Annotated in this window: 15 protein-coding genes; 11 read left to right on the top strand and 4 right to left on the bottom strand. The window is 53.8% G+C overall.

Features of this window, described 5'->3' with window-relative positions; all coding sequences use genetic code 11:
- Positions 1-48: 48 nt before the first annotated feature.
- The gene (locus AC0QKW_RS00505) at positions 49-567 is read right to left on the bottom strand and encodes a hypothetical protein (protein ID WP_473149115.1); all 519 of its coding nucleotides are present in this window, start codon (positions 565-567) and stop codon (positions 49-51) included.
- A 191-nt stretch (positions 568-758) separates the two neighbouring features.
- Between AC0QKW_RS00505 and AC0QKW_RS00500 the strand changes: the two genes are divergently transcribed.
- From AC0QKW_RS00500 to AC0QKW_RS00490, 3 genes are all read left to right on the top strand, one after another.
- Complete coding sequence (locus AC0QKW_RS00500) at positions 759-944, top strand: ribbon-helix-helix domain-containing protein (protein ID WP_473149114.1); 186 nt, start codon at positions 759-761, stop codon at positions 942-944.
- Between the two features lie 209 nt (positions 945-1,153).
- The gene (locus tag AC0QKW_RS00495) at positions 1,154-1,522 is read left to right on the top strand and encodes a hypothetical protein (RefSeq protein WP_473149113.1); all 369 of its coding nucleotides are present in this window, start codon (positions 1,154-1,156) and stop codon (positions 1,520-1,522) included.
- Between the two features lie 347 nt (positions 1,523-1,869).
- Positions 1,870-3,549, top strand: a complete 1,680-nt coding sequence (locus AC0QKW_RS00490; protein WP_473149112.1) for a hypothetical protein — start codon at positions 1,870-1,872, stop codon at positions 3,547-3,549.
- 67 nt (positions 3,550-3,616) lie between these two features.
- Here the strand turns inward: AC0QKW_RS00490 and AC0QKW_RS00485 are convergent, their stop codons facing one another.
- A complete protein-coding gene (locus tag AC0QKW_RS00485; protein WP_473149111.1) occupies positions 3,617-4,684 on the bottom strand; it encodes a PDDEXK nuclease domain-containing protein in 1,068 nt (355 codons plus the stop codon).
- A gap of 1,273 nt (positions 4,685-5,957) precedes the next feature.
- On the opposite strand from AC0QKW_RS00485, the gene AC0QKW_RS00480 reads away from it, so the two are divergent.
- Positions 5,958-6,431: a hypothetical protein gene (locus AC0QKW_RS00480; protein WP_473149110.1), complete on the top strand. Its 474-nt coding sequence runs from the start codon at positions 5,958-5,960 to the stop codon at positions 6,429-6,431.
- A gap of 13 nt (positions 6,432-6,444) precedes the next feature.
- Positions 6,445-7,188, top strand: coding sequence for an HNH endonuclease family protein (locus AC0QKW_RS00475; RefSeq protein WP_473149109.1), 744 nt, complete (start codon positions 6,445-6,447; stop codon positions 7,186-7,188).
- Between the two features lie 356 nt (positions 7,189-7,544).
- On the opposite strand, the gene parA is transcribed toward AC0QKW_RS00475, so the two are convergent.
- Positions 7,545-8,318 carry a ParA family partition ATPase gene (parA, locus tag AC0QKW_RS00470; protein ID WP_473149108.1) on the bottom strand — a complete coding sequence of 258 codons (774 nt, stop codon included), beginning with the start codon at positions 8,316-8,318 and terminating at the stop codon, positions 7,545-7,547.
- 229 nt (positions 8,319-8,547) lie between these two features.
- Here parA and AC0QKW_RS00465 point away from each other — a divergent pair, with 229 nt between their 5' ends.
- Positions 8,548-9,105 (top strand): tyrosine-type recombinase/integrase, encoded by a 558-nt coding sequence (locus AC0QKW_RS00465; RefSeq protein ID WP_473149107.1) that lies wholly within the window; start codon positions 8,548-8,550, stop codon positions 9,103-9,105.
- A 79-nt stretch (positions 9,106-9,184) separates the two neighbouring features.
- Here the strand turns inward: AC0QKW_RS00465 and AC0QKW_RS00460 are convergent, their stop codons facing one another.
- Positions 9,185-10,276, bottom strand: coding sequence for a pentapeptide repeat-containing protein (locus AC0QKW_RS00460; RefSeq protein WP_473149106.1), 1,092 nt, complete (start codon positions 10,274-10,276; stop codon positions 9,185-9,187).
- 466 nt (positions 10,277-10,742) lie between these two features.
- Between AC0QKW_RS00460 and AC0QKW_RS00455 the strand changes: the two genes are divergently transcribed.
- From AC0QKW_RS00455 to AC0QKW_RS00435, 5 genes are all read left to right on the top strand, one after another.
- Positions 10,743-12,746, top strand: coding sequence for a type I restriction-modification system subunit M (locus tag AC0QKW_RS00455; RefSeq protein WP_473149105.1), 2,004 nt, complete (start codon positions 10,743-10,745; stop codon positions 12,744-12,746).
- 51 nt (positions 12,747-12,797) lie between these two features.
- Positions 12,798-13,172 carry an STAS/SEC14 domain-containing protein gene (locus AC0QKW_RS00450; protein ID WP_473149104.1) on the top strand — a complete coding sequence of 125 codons (375 nt, stop codon included), beginning with the start codon at positions 12,798-12,800 and terminating at the stop codon, positions 13,170-13,172.
- Positions 13,165-13,590, top strand: coding sequence for an HNH endonuclease (locus tag AC0QKW_RS00445; protein WP_473149103.1), 426 nt, complete (start codon positions 13,165-13,167; stop codon positions 13,588-13,590). The genes AC0QKW_RS00450 and AC0QKW_RS00445 overlap by 8 nt, the downstream gene beginning before the upstream one ends.
- A gap of 36 nt (positions 13,591-13,626) precedes the next feature.
- Entirely contained in the window at positions 13,627-14,979 is a 1,353-nt protein-coding gene (locus tag AC0QKW_RS00440) for a restriction endonuclease subunit S (protein WP_473149102.1), read from the top strand.
- Positions 14,972-15,168 (top strand): hypothetical protein (locus AC0QKW_RS00435; protein WP_473149101.1); only part of this gene is annotated, 197 nt, incomplete at its 3' end. The genes AC0QKW_RS00440 and AC0QKW_RS00435, both read left to right, overlap by 8 nt.

Below are 15,168 nucleotides of genomic sequence, written 5' to 3'. Positions count from 1 at the left end.
GTTAGGGCGTTAACAGGATGAAAACGGCGGTTATCAGGGCTAAACCCCCTAACCAGCAGCAGCGGTATCGGGCGTGTCTGCAACGACGCCCAGTTCCTTTCCCACGGTTTGTTGCAGTTGCGCGTGGGTGGCCAGGGCGGAGTTCATCTCGGTAACGGCCATTTCGTGGCCCAGCTGGCGACCCGACTCAGCCGCTAGGCCCAGTAGAGCGTTTCTAAAACTGGCCTGATTGCCCTTAAACGCCCCCAACGCCTGGGTGAGCTGCTGCTGTTGCAGATGGCGGCTGAGTTCACTGTTGACGCCCCGAGTTGCCAGCGGCGGGGGCGTGTAAACCGATAAACCATTGCCTAGAACCTCGACGTGCTGCGCAGGCGCGGCGGGCGGTTTATCAGGGATAAACAGGGTTTGAGCGATGCTGTCCTGTTCAGCCGGACTCAGCAGCGTGGGTAAACCCTTGCCCCGAGGCGTTCCTGAGATCCCCAGGGCGGTCATCTTGCGGCCTATTTCGGTGTGAGACACCCCACAGACCTCGGCAAACTTACGAATCGATAGTGGTTGACGTTCCACGTCGTTACACCTCTTAGTTACAGCTCGAAACTTCGGCAAATCAGTGCTTTTAAGGGTTTAGTGGAACTAAAGTGTTACACAAAAGTTCCACTTGTGTAACATTAATAGCACGCCAAAGCGTCAATGGGGTAACGTTAACGTGTGAGTTCCACATATAACGCTATGCAGTAACATTTGAGGCATAAAAACAAATGACGAATATGACCAAGCGCGTCAACATGTCGCTGCCAGACCCGGTGTATGAGGAATTGCAGCGCTGGGCTAAACATAGAGACCAGGCTGTGGCTGCTGTAGCTGCGATTGCTGTAGAACGTGCGATCCGTGATGCCATAGCTAGTGGTGAGTTACCCCCAGCACCAGTAGAGGGCAGCAAGTGAGTACTGCTAGTGACAAAGCCAAACGCGCCACGATTGAGATCGGCCCGTTGTCGGTCGATGGCTTCCAGATGCCTGATGGCTCCTACCGGATGTCACTCAACAGTGCATCTGAAGCAGTAGGCTTATTGCGCCGGAACGCGTTCGAATTTTTGCGCTCGAAGGCGGCTAAACGGTTGCTAGGAGAGGGTTTTACGGGTTCGATTTTTGAAGTGGAAGTAGAATCCGCTCCCGATCAAGTCAGGGGACAAACCCGGATTCAATCTATTCCGCTCAACATTGTTAGTAAGTACTGGCTGTGGCAGTCATCCCGAGGGAATAAACAAGCTTTTGCCCTGGTGGATGCATTGCTAGAAGAAACCCTTGAACGACGCTTTGATGCTGCTTTTGGGGTTGAGCGTAGCGATGGCGATCGCAATGCCCTGCTGACCCAGCGGCTACAGCAAACTGAGGCAGCTCTATCAGCAGCAGTTGATGCTCTAGCGGAGCCAGACCTCAGAACGGAGCGAGAGGCCCGACTGGAACAGCAACTCCGCGACGCTGGTCTAGAGCCCTGGCAACTACCGCCAACTGAGCGGTAACCACAGTCTTTTGTTGCACGTTAGGAGGCCGATACCAACCCAAAAACCCCGATGAAATCAAATATCTAGAGTCTGCTTGCCCGGTCTAGACACCTGTACTATGATCCGGCAATGATTTACGCCCTGCTGGGCTGACCACCTGGCGATCGCGTGAATCAGTGTTAAGCGTCCTGACCAGACCCTTAATAGGCAAAAAGAACCGGCAGCAAATGCCACCGGCTCTTTAAAAAGCGAAAACCCGAGAGGACCAGTTCCCGAGCCGCGCATGAAATCTTATGCGGCTATGGTAACACCGGATCTCTCTCGGGGCAATACCCATTGCTCTTTTTTAGGAGAGAGAAGCCCCCATGACCGCATCCATAGGATGGGGCGAGGAGTCGTATAAGACTCCCCGTTCCGAACCCCTCCCCGCTGACCCCACCGGCCAGCGGCTGTGTGAGATCTTTGGCTACTACCCCTGGAGCTTTATCCGCGCCGACCTGCCGGATGACGCCACCACCAAAGCCGCCTGGACGACCGTTAACACCTACCCCCTGCGGCCCCGTGTTCTCTGGAACCATTGGCAAGACGCCAACCAGCTAATCGGCGTCCGCTTTACCCACGACACCCACTACGCCCTGCTCGACCTCGATGCCGGTGGTGATTACTGCACCGCCGAAGGCGTCGCCCAGATCCGCGCTGCCTTAGAGACCATCGGCATCACCCGCACCCTGCTGATTCGCTCTAGCTGGAGCGGTGGCCTGCACCTCTACCTCCCCTTTGCTGAGCTGGTCAACACCTTCAACCTGGCCGTCACCCTCAAAGAGTGCCTCCAGACCCAGGGGTTTCGGCTCCAGGCCGGGCAGCTCGAAATCTTCCCCAACGTCAAAGCCTACGGCGTTCAAACCTTCATTGAATACATGGGCCACCGGCTGCCCCTCCAGCCCGGTAGCGGATCCTGCCTGCTTGACGATGCCCTCAACCCCATCGGCGATAGCCTGGCCCGGTTCTTCTGGCTCTGGGATGGCGCGGCTAGCCACCAAGACATGGAGGCCCTGCGTCATGCGATGAAAATTGGTCGCGACAACCACCGCAAACGACCCAAGCGCCGCAGCCACCCCGTCGAGAGCTGGCGACACGACCTGGATACCATCATCACCGAGGGTTGGACAGATTATGGCCAGACCAACCACTTACTCAAAACCATCGCCTGCTATGGCCGCGTCTTTGAGGGTCTTGAGGGCCAAGCCCTAATCGACTACACCCTGCGCATTGCCCTCCACTGCCCCGGCTACGAGCAGTACTGCCGCCACCAGCACGACATCGAGCGCAAGGTGACCGCCTGGGCCAGAGCTGTCGAAGGCTATTACTGGCCCCTGGGCACCACCCCCAGCCGCGACACCAGCCAGCCCACAGACAACCTGGTGCCCTTTAACCAGCAGCTGTCTGAAGACGCCCAGCATCGCATTCATACCGCCTATGCCGAGCTAGAGCAGGCGGGAGAACTGCCTGAGCAGATCACGGCCCGAGCCAAGGCGATCGCCCGAGCTGCCAAGGTCAGCCAGCAGACCCTCTACAAGCACCTCAGCCTGTGGCACCCTGCACATCAAAAGGGTGTAATAGCCCAGCTAGCAAGCCTTCTAGCTCCTGAAGAGGTGAATTCTGAAGCCATGCCAGAATCTTCAGAACCCTTTGAAATCAAGGAATTACACCCCTCGGAGAGATATATGAAGGGTGAGGCGCTTTGCGCCGGTGATTTGGGGTCGGACAAAACCTCTTTTTCTCCGGAAAGGGGGGTGCGGGGGGATGAGTCATCTTTTCCACAGGAAGCAGATCCTGTTGCCTACGACTTAGCCCTGCACGAGCAGATTCAACAGCAGGTTAGGAGCCTGGGGTGGTCTGTGGAGGTTATTCGCCAGTTCATCGCTGACCGATTTGAGGGCAAGCGATGGCCTGAGCTGGCGGACGAGGAGCGGTTGCTACTGCTCTATCATCTGCGTGGGCTTGGTTCCCTTGATGCTGGAGATTCTGCTGACGTGACTATCTAAGGTATCCTCACTAACTAACCGATAGGTTCGTATTCAAGCAGCAGGGTATGGGTAAAGCCACAGGATTTCACGGTTCATCCGGCTGATCGTCTCCCAGCTCTTTCACAGCGGCTTCCAACTCCATTTCCAGCTGCTCAGCAGTCGGTAGACTATCTTGCAGAGCTGGCGGGAGTTCGTCACGCACCATGTACGTTGAGACGCCGATCGGGTGTTGTACAGCATCAAGGGCGTACTCAACGACGGTTTTGCTTTTTGATTTACAGAGAATAATGCCAATGGTCGGATGATCTCCCTCGGTGCGTAGCGTGTGGTTAACCGCTGAAACGTAGAAATTCATCTGTCCTGAGAAGGCAGGTTCAAACTCCCGCATCTTAAGGTCAATAACGATATAGCAGTGCAGGCGAACATGGTAGAAGAGCAGGTCTATCCGATACTCTTTGTCATCCACGACAATCGGATACTGGCTTCCGAGGAAAGCAAAGCCGACGCCTAATTCCATCAGGAATGCCCGGATATGGCCTAACAGGCCCCGTTCCAAATCCCGTTCCTGTGCATCTTCCCCAAGCGTCAAAAAATCGAAGTTATAAGGATCTTTCAGCAATTGGTGGCTTAAATCAGACTTTTCAGGGGGTAATGTTCGCTCAAAGTTCGTTATTGCCCCGCCCTGTCGCCCATACAGATTGCTGTCTATCTGCATGGCTAGAATGTCGCGACTCCACCCATGATTGATGGCCTTTTGGGCATACCAGACGCGCATTTCCGGGCTATTCAGCTTGGAGAGCAATGCGATGTTGTGTCGCCAAGGTAATTGGGCAACGCTGCGTTGCACTAATGTTTCATCGGGGTATGCCTCGGCAAATGACCGCATATATTTCAAGTTTCGCGTCGAGAATCCCGATACATCCGGAAATTCTTTTTTCAAATCCTTGGCTAGGCGCTCAATAACTTTGCTGCCCCAACCCTGCGTTAGCTGGCGATTCACAATCTCTTGGCCTATATGCCAATAGAGCATGATCAGCTCCTGGTTGACAGCTTGGGCAGCTTTGAGTTGCGCTCCACGGATGCGTTGCTTTAGGCCGTTAAGTAGGGCAAAGTAATTTTCGTCTTCGGGAAACAGGGCAGGGGGTTGGGGCATAAGGCAACAGTCATTGGTGGATCAGCGACAATAAGGAGACGTGCCCAGCACAGAAACACTGAAATCCTGAGTCTTGTAACGATTGTCCTATGAGGAGTTCAGAAGATAGGAGCCCTTTTTACGTCAATTGGTGCCCTACCCTGCGCTCGCCCACTTGCCACCGCTGGGATAATGGCGTTTAACACAGCCCCCTTAGATCGTCTGGGGGCTGTGTTTGCCCATGTACCAGCGGCGCTAGGGCCTGGCTGCTTGCTGTGGTAGCGGAGGCTTGGGCGACGCCCCCGCTACCACAGCAAGGTCTTGGATCGTTGGGTAAGATCGCTGGCTAAGGGCCTATGTTTTGCCTAGGGATTAGCTAGCTAGCTTGCTGGTAGAGGATGTCCCAAAGATTCTCATTACGTCTCTTTGGGTTAACCCCAACGCATACAGCGATCCATTTGCCACCGTAGGAGGTTGGCCGCTCGTATACTAGCCCAGGCCTCATACGCTTTACCCCAAACCAATCCCTAGCCTTCCTGGCCGGAACACGGTCAGCAAGGGCCATAGGGGTTTTAGAGGTAAGCGTGTGCGTGTAGACGACCGTTGCAATGTTGCGCTTTGCCTTCACCGAGGGCTTAGGCTCTTTTGATAAACTCTTTCCGATAGACCTGGACTCCGAAGGGAAAATCCATAGGCAGAGCTGTTGATTTTCTTCCGGACTAGGCATACTCTTCTTAGGCATGGTGAACCCTCCTTTGGGTTTTCTGTGAATCAATACGCAAAGCTGTGGTGCAAGCAGTGGTATGGGCGTGCTACAGCTTTGCGTAATAAATATAGGTGGTTTTTTGCAGATTCCCTCCTTTTTGCACGAAATCCAAACCTGGAGAAAGCTCAAAGCCTTACGCAGAGAGGGTTTGAGGAAATAAAAAAAGTGTATTTATAGCACCCTGATACGCTATATCTCCAGTTTTTCCGCCAGCCTTTTGCTATTCATAGCGTCTCAATACGTCCGTACTACACTCCCTCTCCCAGGCGATCTCAGCCCAGCCACCCCGACCCCCTCTCTCAAGGGGGCTTTGTTTTGCTGTGGGTGTTGCCTGCTACCCGCCCCCGGCTCCCCCTTTGCAGATGCCACCACCACCACAGAATGGGTCTTATATAGGCGATCGCTATTCAACAAATCCTTGTGTTGAGCCCTCGTTCATGAAGTTAGATTTCCGTGAAGATACCCTGTGCATGGTTATGAGGGGCAACAATCTGGTCATTATTGGACTACACATTAGATCAGTTCATAATGGCTTCTGCCTCTCCCAAGCACACAGTTGCAACGCTCAAAGCGCAGTTCAAAACATGCGCAGATGCCAAGCAGCACTTTGGTATGAAAGCCCGAGGCTGGCAGGCTCTGGCGGATAAGTTAAACGCACCAAGCCTTGATGACCTGAAGGCCCAGATCGCCACTTTGGAAGCTCAAGTAGCCAAGCTTGAGGCTGAAAACAAACAACTTCATGCGCACGCCGCTACCGGCACTGATTTTGACGAAGTGGGTTTTTGGCTGCTAGATCGCAACTTTGAGAGAGCTAAGTTTGAGGATTTTGGTATCTCGGAAGCCGCCACTGAGATGGAGTCTAAGGCCGAGGCTGAATACAAGCGCTTGGCCAAAAAGTATCACTCCGACAATGGGGGGCTGAATGAGCAAATGCAAAACCTCAACCGGCTGAGGCAGCAGATGCTATCCATGGTGAAGATCAGCGGCGGGATGGGTCTTTAAGCTCAGGAACGCCATGCAGCGGATTGTACTCAGCGATAACAATGAAATCGTCTTAAAGACGACTCTCTCAAAGGGCCAAGTCGCAAAGTTCAACAGCCTGCTGGATGAGCTTGTCTTAAAAAACGGTGCAGCTTATCTCTCTGTTAAGCATCTTCATGGGGCTTTACTAACCCGTAGCAAAGACACGGCTAAGAGTATCGTGCAGGCATATCGGGATATCCTAAGAATCTATCTCGTGACTGCTGATGAACTGGAAGTTCAATCAGAGCATGACTTTATTAAACCCATTGGCGTTCAAATCTTGCTCGACCAGCTGGCCATGGATAGACCCCAGAGAGCATCGGATTACCGGGCAAGCGCTGCACTCCTGACTTATATCGTTGCTGCCCATCCACAGCTAGCATTGGACTCGTCCATAGAAGCCAAGAATTTAGCTAGTTTCAAGGATGGGCTAATCAGAAGGCTCAAGTCTAGGCATCATGTCTGCCAACTAACTGGTCAGCCCTTTGGGCAAGAGCATGAGAAGCACGTCCATCATATTGTTGGTGAGTCTATTAATCCAGGGCTGGCGACTGATGAGGGGAACCTCATAGTCATTACTGGGAAGGTTCACGACGAGTACCATGCATGGCTCAACAAAAGCCCTGGTGCTGAGATATCTAGAGCTACCCTGCGAAACTTTGCCCGGAGAAAAGGCTACAGCTTGGACTGGGATAAGAGCGTGGTAAAGCCAGTACAACAGGCCTTCAACTTCTAATGTTGATCTCAATGGACAATCGATCACGTAAGCACGTGCCCACGTGAATCAGTATCCACGTGCTTTAAGCCAATCCTCGATGGCCTCTCTAACAATCGTGGTCATGGGCTGATCAGTCTCGAACCCGGCCCGCTTTAGGCGCTTGTATTGGTCGGTGGTGAAGTCAGCGCTCAGCCTGTGGGGGAATGCCTTGCCTTTATTCCCATCATCCTGGGGGGTTGCAGTGGGTGGTGTCGGCGGCGCTGGTGCCGGGGTTGCAAGGGTAGATTCTGGGTCTGTGCCTAGCTGCTCTAGAAATCCTTCGACGGCCTCAGGTGCTGGCGGTGCTGGCTTGCGGGTAATCCTCGACTTCTTCTCTACCATTTCTCAGCCCCCATCAGTTTCAGAACGTCCTTAGCCAAGGCCCTAAAATCCCGTGCAGATGCCCCGCTGGGCTCCACCTCAAACACGGTATGCCCACCGCTGGATTCTGCAATCGCAACCCGCTGGGCAATGGTGGTAGGCAGTACCGGGAAAGGGTAGTCCTCCAGGGCCTCAAGAATATCCCTGGCAATGACCGTTCGACCGATGGCCCGATTTACGATGAAAGCGGCCAGAAGATCGGGCTTGATGCCCTGCACTTGTTCAACCATAGCCACGGTCTCAGCAGCAGCCCAAACGTCATAGCTCGATGGCTGCACTGGAATAAGCACCAGGTCGCTGCTCACGATGGCAGACCCGGTTAGCTTGCTGGTGCGTGGTGGGGTGTCTATCAGCGCATGGTCATAGCTGGCCACCAGGTCAGGCAGCTCACGATGCAGGGTATCTCTGGCCATACCCACAACTGAGAACGGCGGCTTCTCTTCACGGGCACTTGCCCACGTGCTTGCTGAAGCCTGGGGGTCTGCATCGATCAGCAGCACCTTACGGCCAGCCAAGGCGATCGCGTGGGCGAGGTGAACCGATAACGATGTTTTGCCGCTCCCCCCTTTCAATGAGGCGATGGTGATAATCATTGGGTACTTATTCACGTGCTCAAGTGAATAGTACGCCTTGTTCGGATTAATGGACTTGTTCACGTGCTCAAGTATCCAAGTAGCTACGCTTTCAAGTAAATAAGTGAACACGTACTCAAGTAAATCAGTATTCAAGTGGATACGTGTTCAAGTAGATGCTTGTTAGACTCGCAATAATTCAGCTTCTGTCTCAAGAGTCTGAATTTGAGACTGTAAAACGAAAAATCAAGGGTTTTCGGCTGTCTCACGCGAGACGAAAACCGACCGCACGGCCCAACGTTCGGAAAGCCCCTAGATACGTTGTTTTCTACATGCTGAAATCGCCAAAGAGCAAGTAAGGTGGAGAGGGACTGAGGGGTAGGCCATGTTCACGGCGGCGGATTTTGAGCTGGGGGCGATTGAGTTGCCAGAGGCCCGCAAGGTGGATCGGCGCGGGCAGTCACGAAACCTGACGCCTGAAAACCTGGGGGCGATCTTTGTGGAGCTACCCAGCGATAAGTGGCGGGCGGTGTTTGCGATCGCCTACTTTACCGGCTCCAGAATTTCTGAGGTGTTGAGTCTGGAGGTGGGCGACATCGGCCCCGACCGGTTCAGCTTCCGGCGTGAGAACACCAAGACGAAGAAACCACGGGTAGCGATGGTGGTCGATGCCCTGCGGCCATTCCTGGCAGCCTACGCTGCCCCCCAGGTGGGCTACCTATTCCCAGCCCACCACAACGGCCAGGGCGGTCACATCAGCAGGCAGGCGGCTGATAATGTGCTGCGCGATGCCTGCGAGATGGTGGGGCTTGATGGGGTGAGTACCCACAGCTTTCGGCGCAGCTTTGCTACTAACCTGCACAAGCAAGGCTACAGTCTGGCCAAGATTGCCCGCCTGCTGGGGCACAGCTCCCCCTCGATGACGGCCCGGTATGTGGAGTAGCACTACATGAGTTAGCTAGAAGGAGCTAAAACCCCTTCGTAGGTTGATGTTGATCTACTAAAGTGGCCAGCTCCGACCATCAATGCTGGCCAGGCCCAGCAGGCGGTGTGACATCAATACTTAGCTGTGTTTTGAGGGCGGCTGGGATATTTCTTGCTTGGGCAACTTCGGTTATGTCTGGCCAAATTGTTTTCTCGTCGCAAATAATGCTTTCGAGATCAGCATTGTGGAGCTTTGCCCCGCTGAGGTCAGCATCGATGAGAATAGTGCCGATGAGGATGGCATGGCTGAGGTTAGCACTGCTGAGGTTGGCGCTGCTGAGGTTGGCACCGCTGAGGTCGGCACCGATGAGGTTGGCACCGCTGAGGTCGGCACCGATAAGTTTGGCATCGCTTAGGTTGGCATAGATGAGTTTTGCCATGGCCAGGTTGGCCACGACGAGGTCGATACCGACGAGGTTGGCACCGACAAGGTCGACACCGCTCAGGTTGGCATGGTAGAGGGCAGCACCGCTGAGTTTGGCTTGGAAGAGGTTGGCCCCGCTGAAGTTGGCCTCGCAGAGGTTGGCCCCGCAGAGGTCGGCACCGATGAGGTTGCCCTTGCTGAGGTTGGCGTCAAAGAGGTTGGCCCCGCTCAGGTTGGCCCCGCAGAGGTCTATTGTTTGTTCGTTTTCTATAGGTGTACGCCGTCCAATAACGGTTAGAGCGCTTTGAATGTCTTGGGATAAGGGCTTTTTCCCTTCTTCAGGTGCCCCTCTAGCCCTAACGAAAGCTGTTAGGACTTCCATCACCACAGAGTGATCTGCTTTAGAGTCCCTTGCGATTCGTTCAAGGGAGTAGATGCCACCAAGCCTCACTTCCAGCTTGCCGTTATCAGCCAGCATCTCAACAGCCTTGCTGAAACGGTCTGTAACGTTTTTATCCTCAGTAAGCTGTAAATTCCTCCAAGCCAGAACGGCTGTGACGACAAAGCCCAGCCCTGCTATAGCTTGAATGCCTTTCAGAAAATTATCTCGATTGGCATTTAGTAATTCGGCTTTTACCTTCTCATCAGTAATAGAGTCTGGAATACCCCTATGAGGAACTTTCCAAATCAAAGATCCCAGAATCAGAGTAGCGGCTATTGAACACAACACCCAAAACCTTCTCTTATCTGTCGGAAGCTTAAGCATGTTGGCTTGTGGCTAATGATCTGGGCTAAGTGTACTGCCCCAGTCCCTTGAATTCTCAGGCTGGCCCATGGAGTTTTGTTTGGGGTGCTCGCTACTCCTCAGCCTCAGACCATAGGCCACCATTCGGCCTGGTTGGAATAGATCATCTGGGCTTGATGTGCCACAGACGGGAAATGGTTAATCCTGAGTGTTTTTTTGACCAAGCCATCCTTAGAATGGCGCTCACGCCTCAACCAAGGGTGACCATTGAGATGTCAGTTTGACACTGCTGCCATTACCGAGACAAGGGACACCAACCCCAGTCGGTCGGGAGACGCCGGAGTGCTCCTACAACCAACATTAAAGCAGTGTGCGATGGGCATCCTGAGAGGAGCTGCCAGATTAGTAATGAGCAGTCTGCCCGGTGGTTCTGTATCGTTAGGGCACCCCTACCGCTTCTGTCTTCCATAAATCCCTGACTGCCTCCATGAATCCGACCAACCACTCCCAAACCGCTGCCTTTCTCTGGTCGATTGCCGACCTGCTGCGGGGCGACTTCAAGCAGTCGCAGTATGGCCGCATCATTCTGCCCTTTACCCTGCTACGGCGTTTAGAGTGCGTGTTGGAGGCCACTAAGCAGACGGTGCTGGAGGCGGCTAAGGAGCATCAGACCAAGCCCGACCTGGTACGCGAAAAGCTGTTGCTGCGGGCAGCCAATCAGCAGTTCTACAATGCTTCGCCGCTGTCGCTGGGCGCGCTTTCGGATACCCAAACCGCTGACGACCTGATGAGCTACGTGCAGTCGTTCAGCACCGATGCGCGAGAAATTTTCGAGCACTTCCACTTTGAGGATTTTGTGCAGCAGCTGGCCACCAGCGACCTGCTTTACCAGGTGGTGCAGCGGTTCGCGGCGGTAGACCTCAGCCCCGCCTCCATCGACAACTTTGGCATGGGCATCATCTTTGAGGAGCTGATCCGCAAGTTTGCTGAAAGCTCGAACGAAACGGCGGGGGAGCACTTCACCCCTCGCGACATTGTGCACCTGACCACGTCGCTGGTGATCACGGGGCAAGACGACAAGCTCAAGCCCAACAGCATTGTCACTATCTACGACCCCACGGCGGGTACCGGCGGCTTTTTGTCGGAGGGGGATGAGTATATTCAGACGATCAGCCAACAGGTGACGGTATCGCTGCACGGGCAGGAGCTGAACCCCGAGAGCTACGCCATCTGCAAGGCCGACATGCTGATCAAGGGGCAGACAGTCAGCAATATCAAGCTGGGCAATACCCTGTCAGATGACCAGCTGGCCACCAGCCACTTTGACTTTATGCTCAGCAATCCGCCTTTTGGGGTGGAGTGGAAGAAGGTGCAGAAGCAGGTCACCGATGAGCACCAAGAGCGGGGCTTTGATGGCCGCTTTGGCCCTGGCCTGCCTCGGGTGTCGGATGGCTCGCTGCTGTTTTTGCTGCACCTGGTGAGCAAAATGCGCGACCCCCGCGAGGGCGGTTCTCGCATTGGCATCATTCTGAATGGCTCGCCGCTGTTTACCGGCGGGGCGGGCAGTGGCGAGTCAGAGATTCGCCGCTATCTGCTGCAAAACGACCTGGTGGAGGCGATTACCGCCCTGCCCACGGATATGTTCTACAACACGGGCATTGCCACCTATGTGTGGATTTTGTCGAACCACAAGCCAGAGCTGCGCCGGGGCCAGGTGCAGCTGATCGACGGCAGCCAGCAATTTAGCAAAATGCGCAAGTCGCTGGGCAGCAAGCGCCAGTTTTTGAATGAGGCCCAAATTGCCGAGCTGGTGCGGCTCTACGGTCGGTTTGAGGAAACGCCCCCCCAAGAGAAAGTACAAAGCAAGATTTTCCCCATCGAGGCCTTTGGCTATCGCCGCATCACCATTGAGCGCCCGCTGCGGCTGGCGTTTCAGGTGACGGAAGAACGCATCAAGGCGGCGCTGGCGGAAAAGGTGGTGCAAAAGCTGGATGGGGCGGTGCAAAGCCGCCTGATTACGGCGCTGCAAACCCTGGAGGATGAGCCGATTTGTCTGAGTCGTGCCCCGTTTAGCAAGCTGATAAAGCAGGCGCTGGCGGTGCATGAGGTGGATGCCCCGGCGGCAGTGCAGAAGACGTTGCTAAATGCGTTTGGTGAGCGGCACCCAGAGGCGGAGATTTGCCGGGTGAAGGATAAGCCCCAGGGCGAGCCGGAGCCAGACACAGGCTTGCGGGACTATGAGAATGTGCCCCTGGGCGAGTCGATCGCTGACTACTTTGAGCGGGAGGTGAAACCCCACGTGCCCGATGCCTGGATTGACGAGGGCAAGTACGATGCCATCGATGGGGAGGTGGGCATTGTCGGGTTTGAGATTCCGTTTAATCGGCATTTTTATGTGTTTCAGCCGCCGCGCCCCTTGGAGGAGATTGACCAGGATCTAAAGGCCTGTACGGATCGCATTAAGCAGATGATCGAGGATCTGTCGGCATGAGGAGAAATTGGGTTAGGGATACCATAGAGCCAGCACACAGCAGGGTTTGCCATGAGTCTTGACGAACTGATTCAAGCGGCTAATGAGCTTGACGAGACCGAGCTAGATCGTCTGCTACAGCAGATTGTGACCCTGCGCGCCCAACGCAAGGCTCATGCGCTGCCTGCCGAAGAATCCGACCTGCTCGATCGCATTAATCAAGGGGTGCCAGCCGACCTGCGGGCTGAGTATCAAGCTCTGCGGGCTAAGCGCGAGGCAGAAACACTGACGGAGGTAGAACACGAACAACTGATTCAGCTCAGCAATCAGATTGAGCAGTGGGGGGCACAGCGGCTCGAAGCACTGGCCACGCTGGCCCAGCTGCGGCAGGTGGCTTTACCCACGCTGATGGAAGACCTTGGCATTCAGGCTCCAACCTATGTCTAGTGGGTATGTTCCGGCTGCGCTGAAACAACTGGTGTTTGATCGAGCGGGTGGCCTGTGTGAGTATTGCCGCAGCCAGGCCAGATATGCGGTTGACCCGTTTGTGATGGATCACATTCAACCAGTGAGCCGTGGGGGTGAAACTGTTGCCGAAAATCTGGCGCTGTCTTGCCAAACGTGCAACAACTACAAGTACACCAAGACTGAAGCGGTCGATCCGGTCACACTGGAAGTGGTTCCCCTGTTTAACCCTAGGGAAATGGCCTGGGATGAGCATTTTATTTGGAATGAAAATGCTGAGCAAATGTTAGGAATCACGCCTACAGGGCGAGCTACGGTGGCGCTTTTGCAGACTAACCGCGATGGGGTCATGAATATGCGACGGGTGCTAACACTAATGAATGAACACCCGCCGGGGTAAATGGATGGGTTGGCAGTCTTTATTGAGTGAAACGGCATGAGCTTTCCGAAGTATGAGGCGTATAAGGATTCTGGGGTGGAATGGTTGGGGGAAGTGCCCGAGCATTGGGGAATTAGAAAAATTGCTTGGGATATTCCTTATACAGTCGGCTGGACTCCTCCTTCAGGCAAAGAGGATTATTACGACGGAGAGCATCCGTGGGCCACAATAGCCGATATGACTCAAATGAATATTGAAGAAACTAAGTCAAAAATTACTGATTTAGCTGTCTTTGATAAGAAAGCCCAAATTGTTCCAGCGGGGAGCATGTTATTTTCGTTTAAGTTATCTGTCGGGAAAGTCTCTTTTCTTGGCATCGATTCATATACAAATGAGGCGATTGCAGCTTTCCCACCAAACGAATCACTTATCTTAAGTTACTGGAAGTATGCCGCTCCAGAGTTTATCCCTAAATATGGAAGAGAAAACATATATGGTGCAACTCTACTTAACCAAGATCTTATTGGGGCTGTAAGATTTTTTGCGCCTGATACATTAGAACAAACCCAAATTGCTCGTTTTCTAGACCACGAAACGGCGCGCATTGACACATTGATCGTGGAGCAGCAGCAACTGATAGAACTGCTTAAAGAAAAGCGTCAGGCGGTGATATCTCATGCCGTCACCAAGGGCCTAGACCCCACCGCCCCCATGAAAGACTCTGGTGTCGAGTGGCTAGGCGAAGTCCCTGCCCATTGGGAAATAGGGGCTTTAACTCGTATAGCTGAACGAGTTGTTGTGGGTATTGCAGAAGCTGCGACACATGCTTATTCAGATCAAGGAGTGCCAATCTTGCGCTCAACAAATATTCGGGCAGGAAAAATCATTGGTGAATTACTTTATGTGAAAGAAGAGTTTGCAGACGGACGTGGTAGCAAGACTCTTCGAGCAGGTGACCTTGTTACTGTCAGAACGGGCAACGCTGGAGTGACAGCTATCGTGCCACAGGAGTTAGATAGTTGTCAGTGCTTTACGTTGCTAATTACCTCTCTCAATAATCTCGGGAATTCCGAATTTTATTGTTACTACATTAATAGCTCTTACTCACAAAGTTATTTCCATGTTGAAGGTTGGGGTACTGCCCAAGTGAATATAAGTGTCCCAATCCTAAAAATGCTTTCTGTGCCAATTCCGCCATACGCAGAGCAAAAGGCAATAGTATCTTTTATCGACCGTGAAAGCGCCAAGATAGATATGCTAATAGCCCAAGCCGAGGAAGGTGTTTTACTCCTTCAAGAACGCCGATCAGCCCTGATCTCCGCTGCTGTGACGGGAAAGATAGATGTACGGGGCTGGCAAGCCCCCGCCAGCGCTTCCCCTGCCCCCACCGTAGAACCCGTCCATGGCTGACAGTAAAGAACTCGCCTTCCAGCAAGACATCATCAACGCCCTGGCGGCCCAGGGCTGGTTGGTGGGCACCGCCGCAGGCTATAACCCCACCACCGCCCTCTACACCGAAGACCTGCTGGCCTACTTTCAAACCGCCTGGCCAGATCGCTGGCAAAAACTCTGCAAAAGCAATCCCAGTGACCCCGCCAG

This window comes from Pseudanabaena sp. PCC 9330 (assembly GCF_055795045.1).
This window is presented reverse-complemented; position numbering and strand designations above follow the sequence as displayed.

Coding starts and splice junctions, on each gene's coding strand:
- AC0QKW_RS00500 (WP_473149114.1), top strand. CDS start 759: ATGACGAATATGACCAAGCGCGTCAACATGTCGCTGCCAGACCCGGTG.
- AC0QKW_RS00490 (WP_473149112.1), top strand. CDS start 1,870: ATGACCGCATCCATAGGATGGGGCGAGGAGTCGTATAAGACTCCCCGT.
- AC0QKW_RS00485 (WP_473149111.1), bottom strand. CDS start 4,684: ATGCCCCAACCCCCTGCCCTGTTTCCCGAAGACGAAAATTACTTTGCC.
- AC0QKW_RS00480 (WP_473149110.1), top strand. CDS start 5,958: ATGGCTTCTGCCTCTCCCAAGCACACAGTTGCAACGCTCAAAGCGCAG.
- AC0QKW_RS00475 (WP_473149109.1), top strand. CDS start 6,445: ATGCAGCGGATTGTACTCAGCGATAACAATGAAATCGTCTTAAAGACG.
- AC0QKW_RS00465 (WP_473149107.1), top strand. CDS start 8,548: ATGTTCACGGCGGCGGATTTTGAGCTGGGGGCGATTGAGTTGCCAGAG.
- AC0QKW_RS00460 (WP_473149106.1), bottom strand. CDS start 10,276: ATGCTTAAGCTTCCGACAGATAAGAGAAGGTTTTGGGTGTTGTGTTCA.
- AC0QKW_RS00455 (WP_473149105.1), top strand. CDS start 10,743: ATGAATCCGACCAACCACTCCCAAACCGCTGCCTTTCTCTGGTCGATT.
- AC0QKW_RS00450 (WP_473149104.1), top strand. CDS start 12,798: ATGAGTCTTGACGAACTGATTCAAGCGGCTAATGAGCTTGACGAGACC.
- AC0QKW_RS00445 (WP_473149103.1), top strand. CDS start 13,165: ATGTCTAGTGGGTATGTTCCGGCTGCGCTGAAACAACTGGTGTTTGAT.
- AC0QKW_RS00440 (WP_473149102.1), top strand. CDS start 13,627: ATGAGCTTTCCGAAGTATGAGGCGTATAAGGATTCTGGGGTGGAATGG.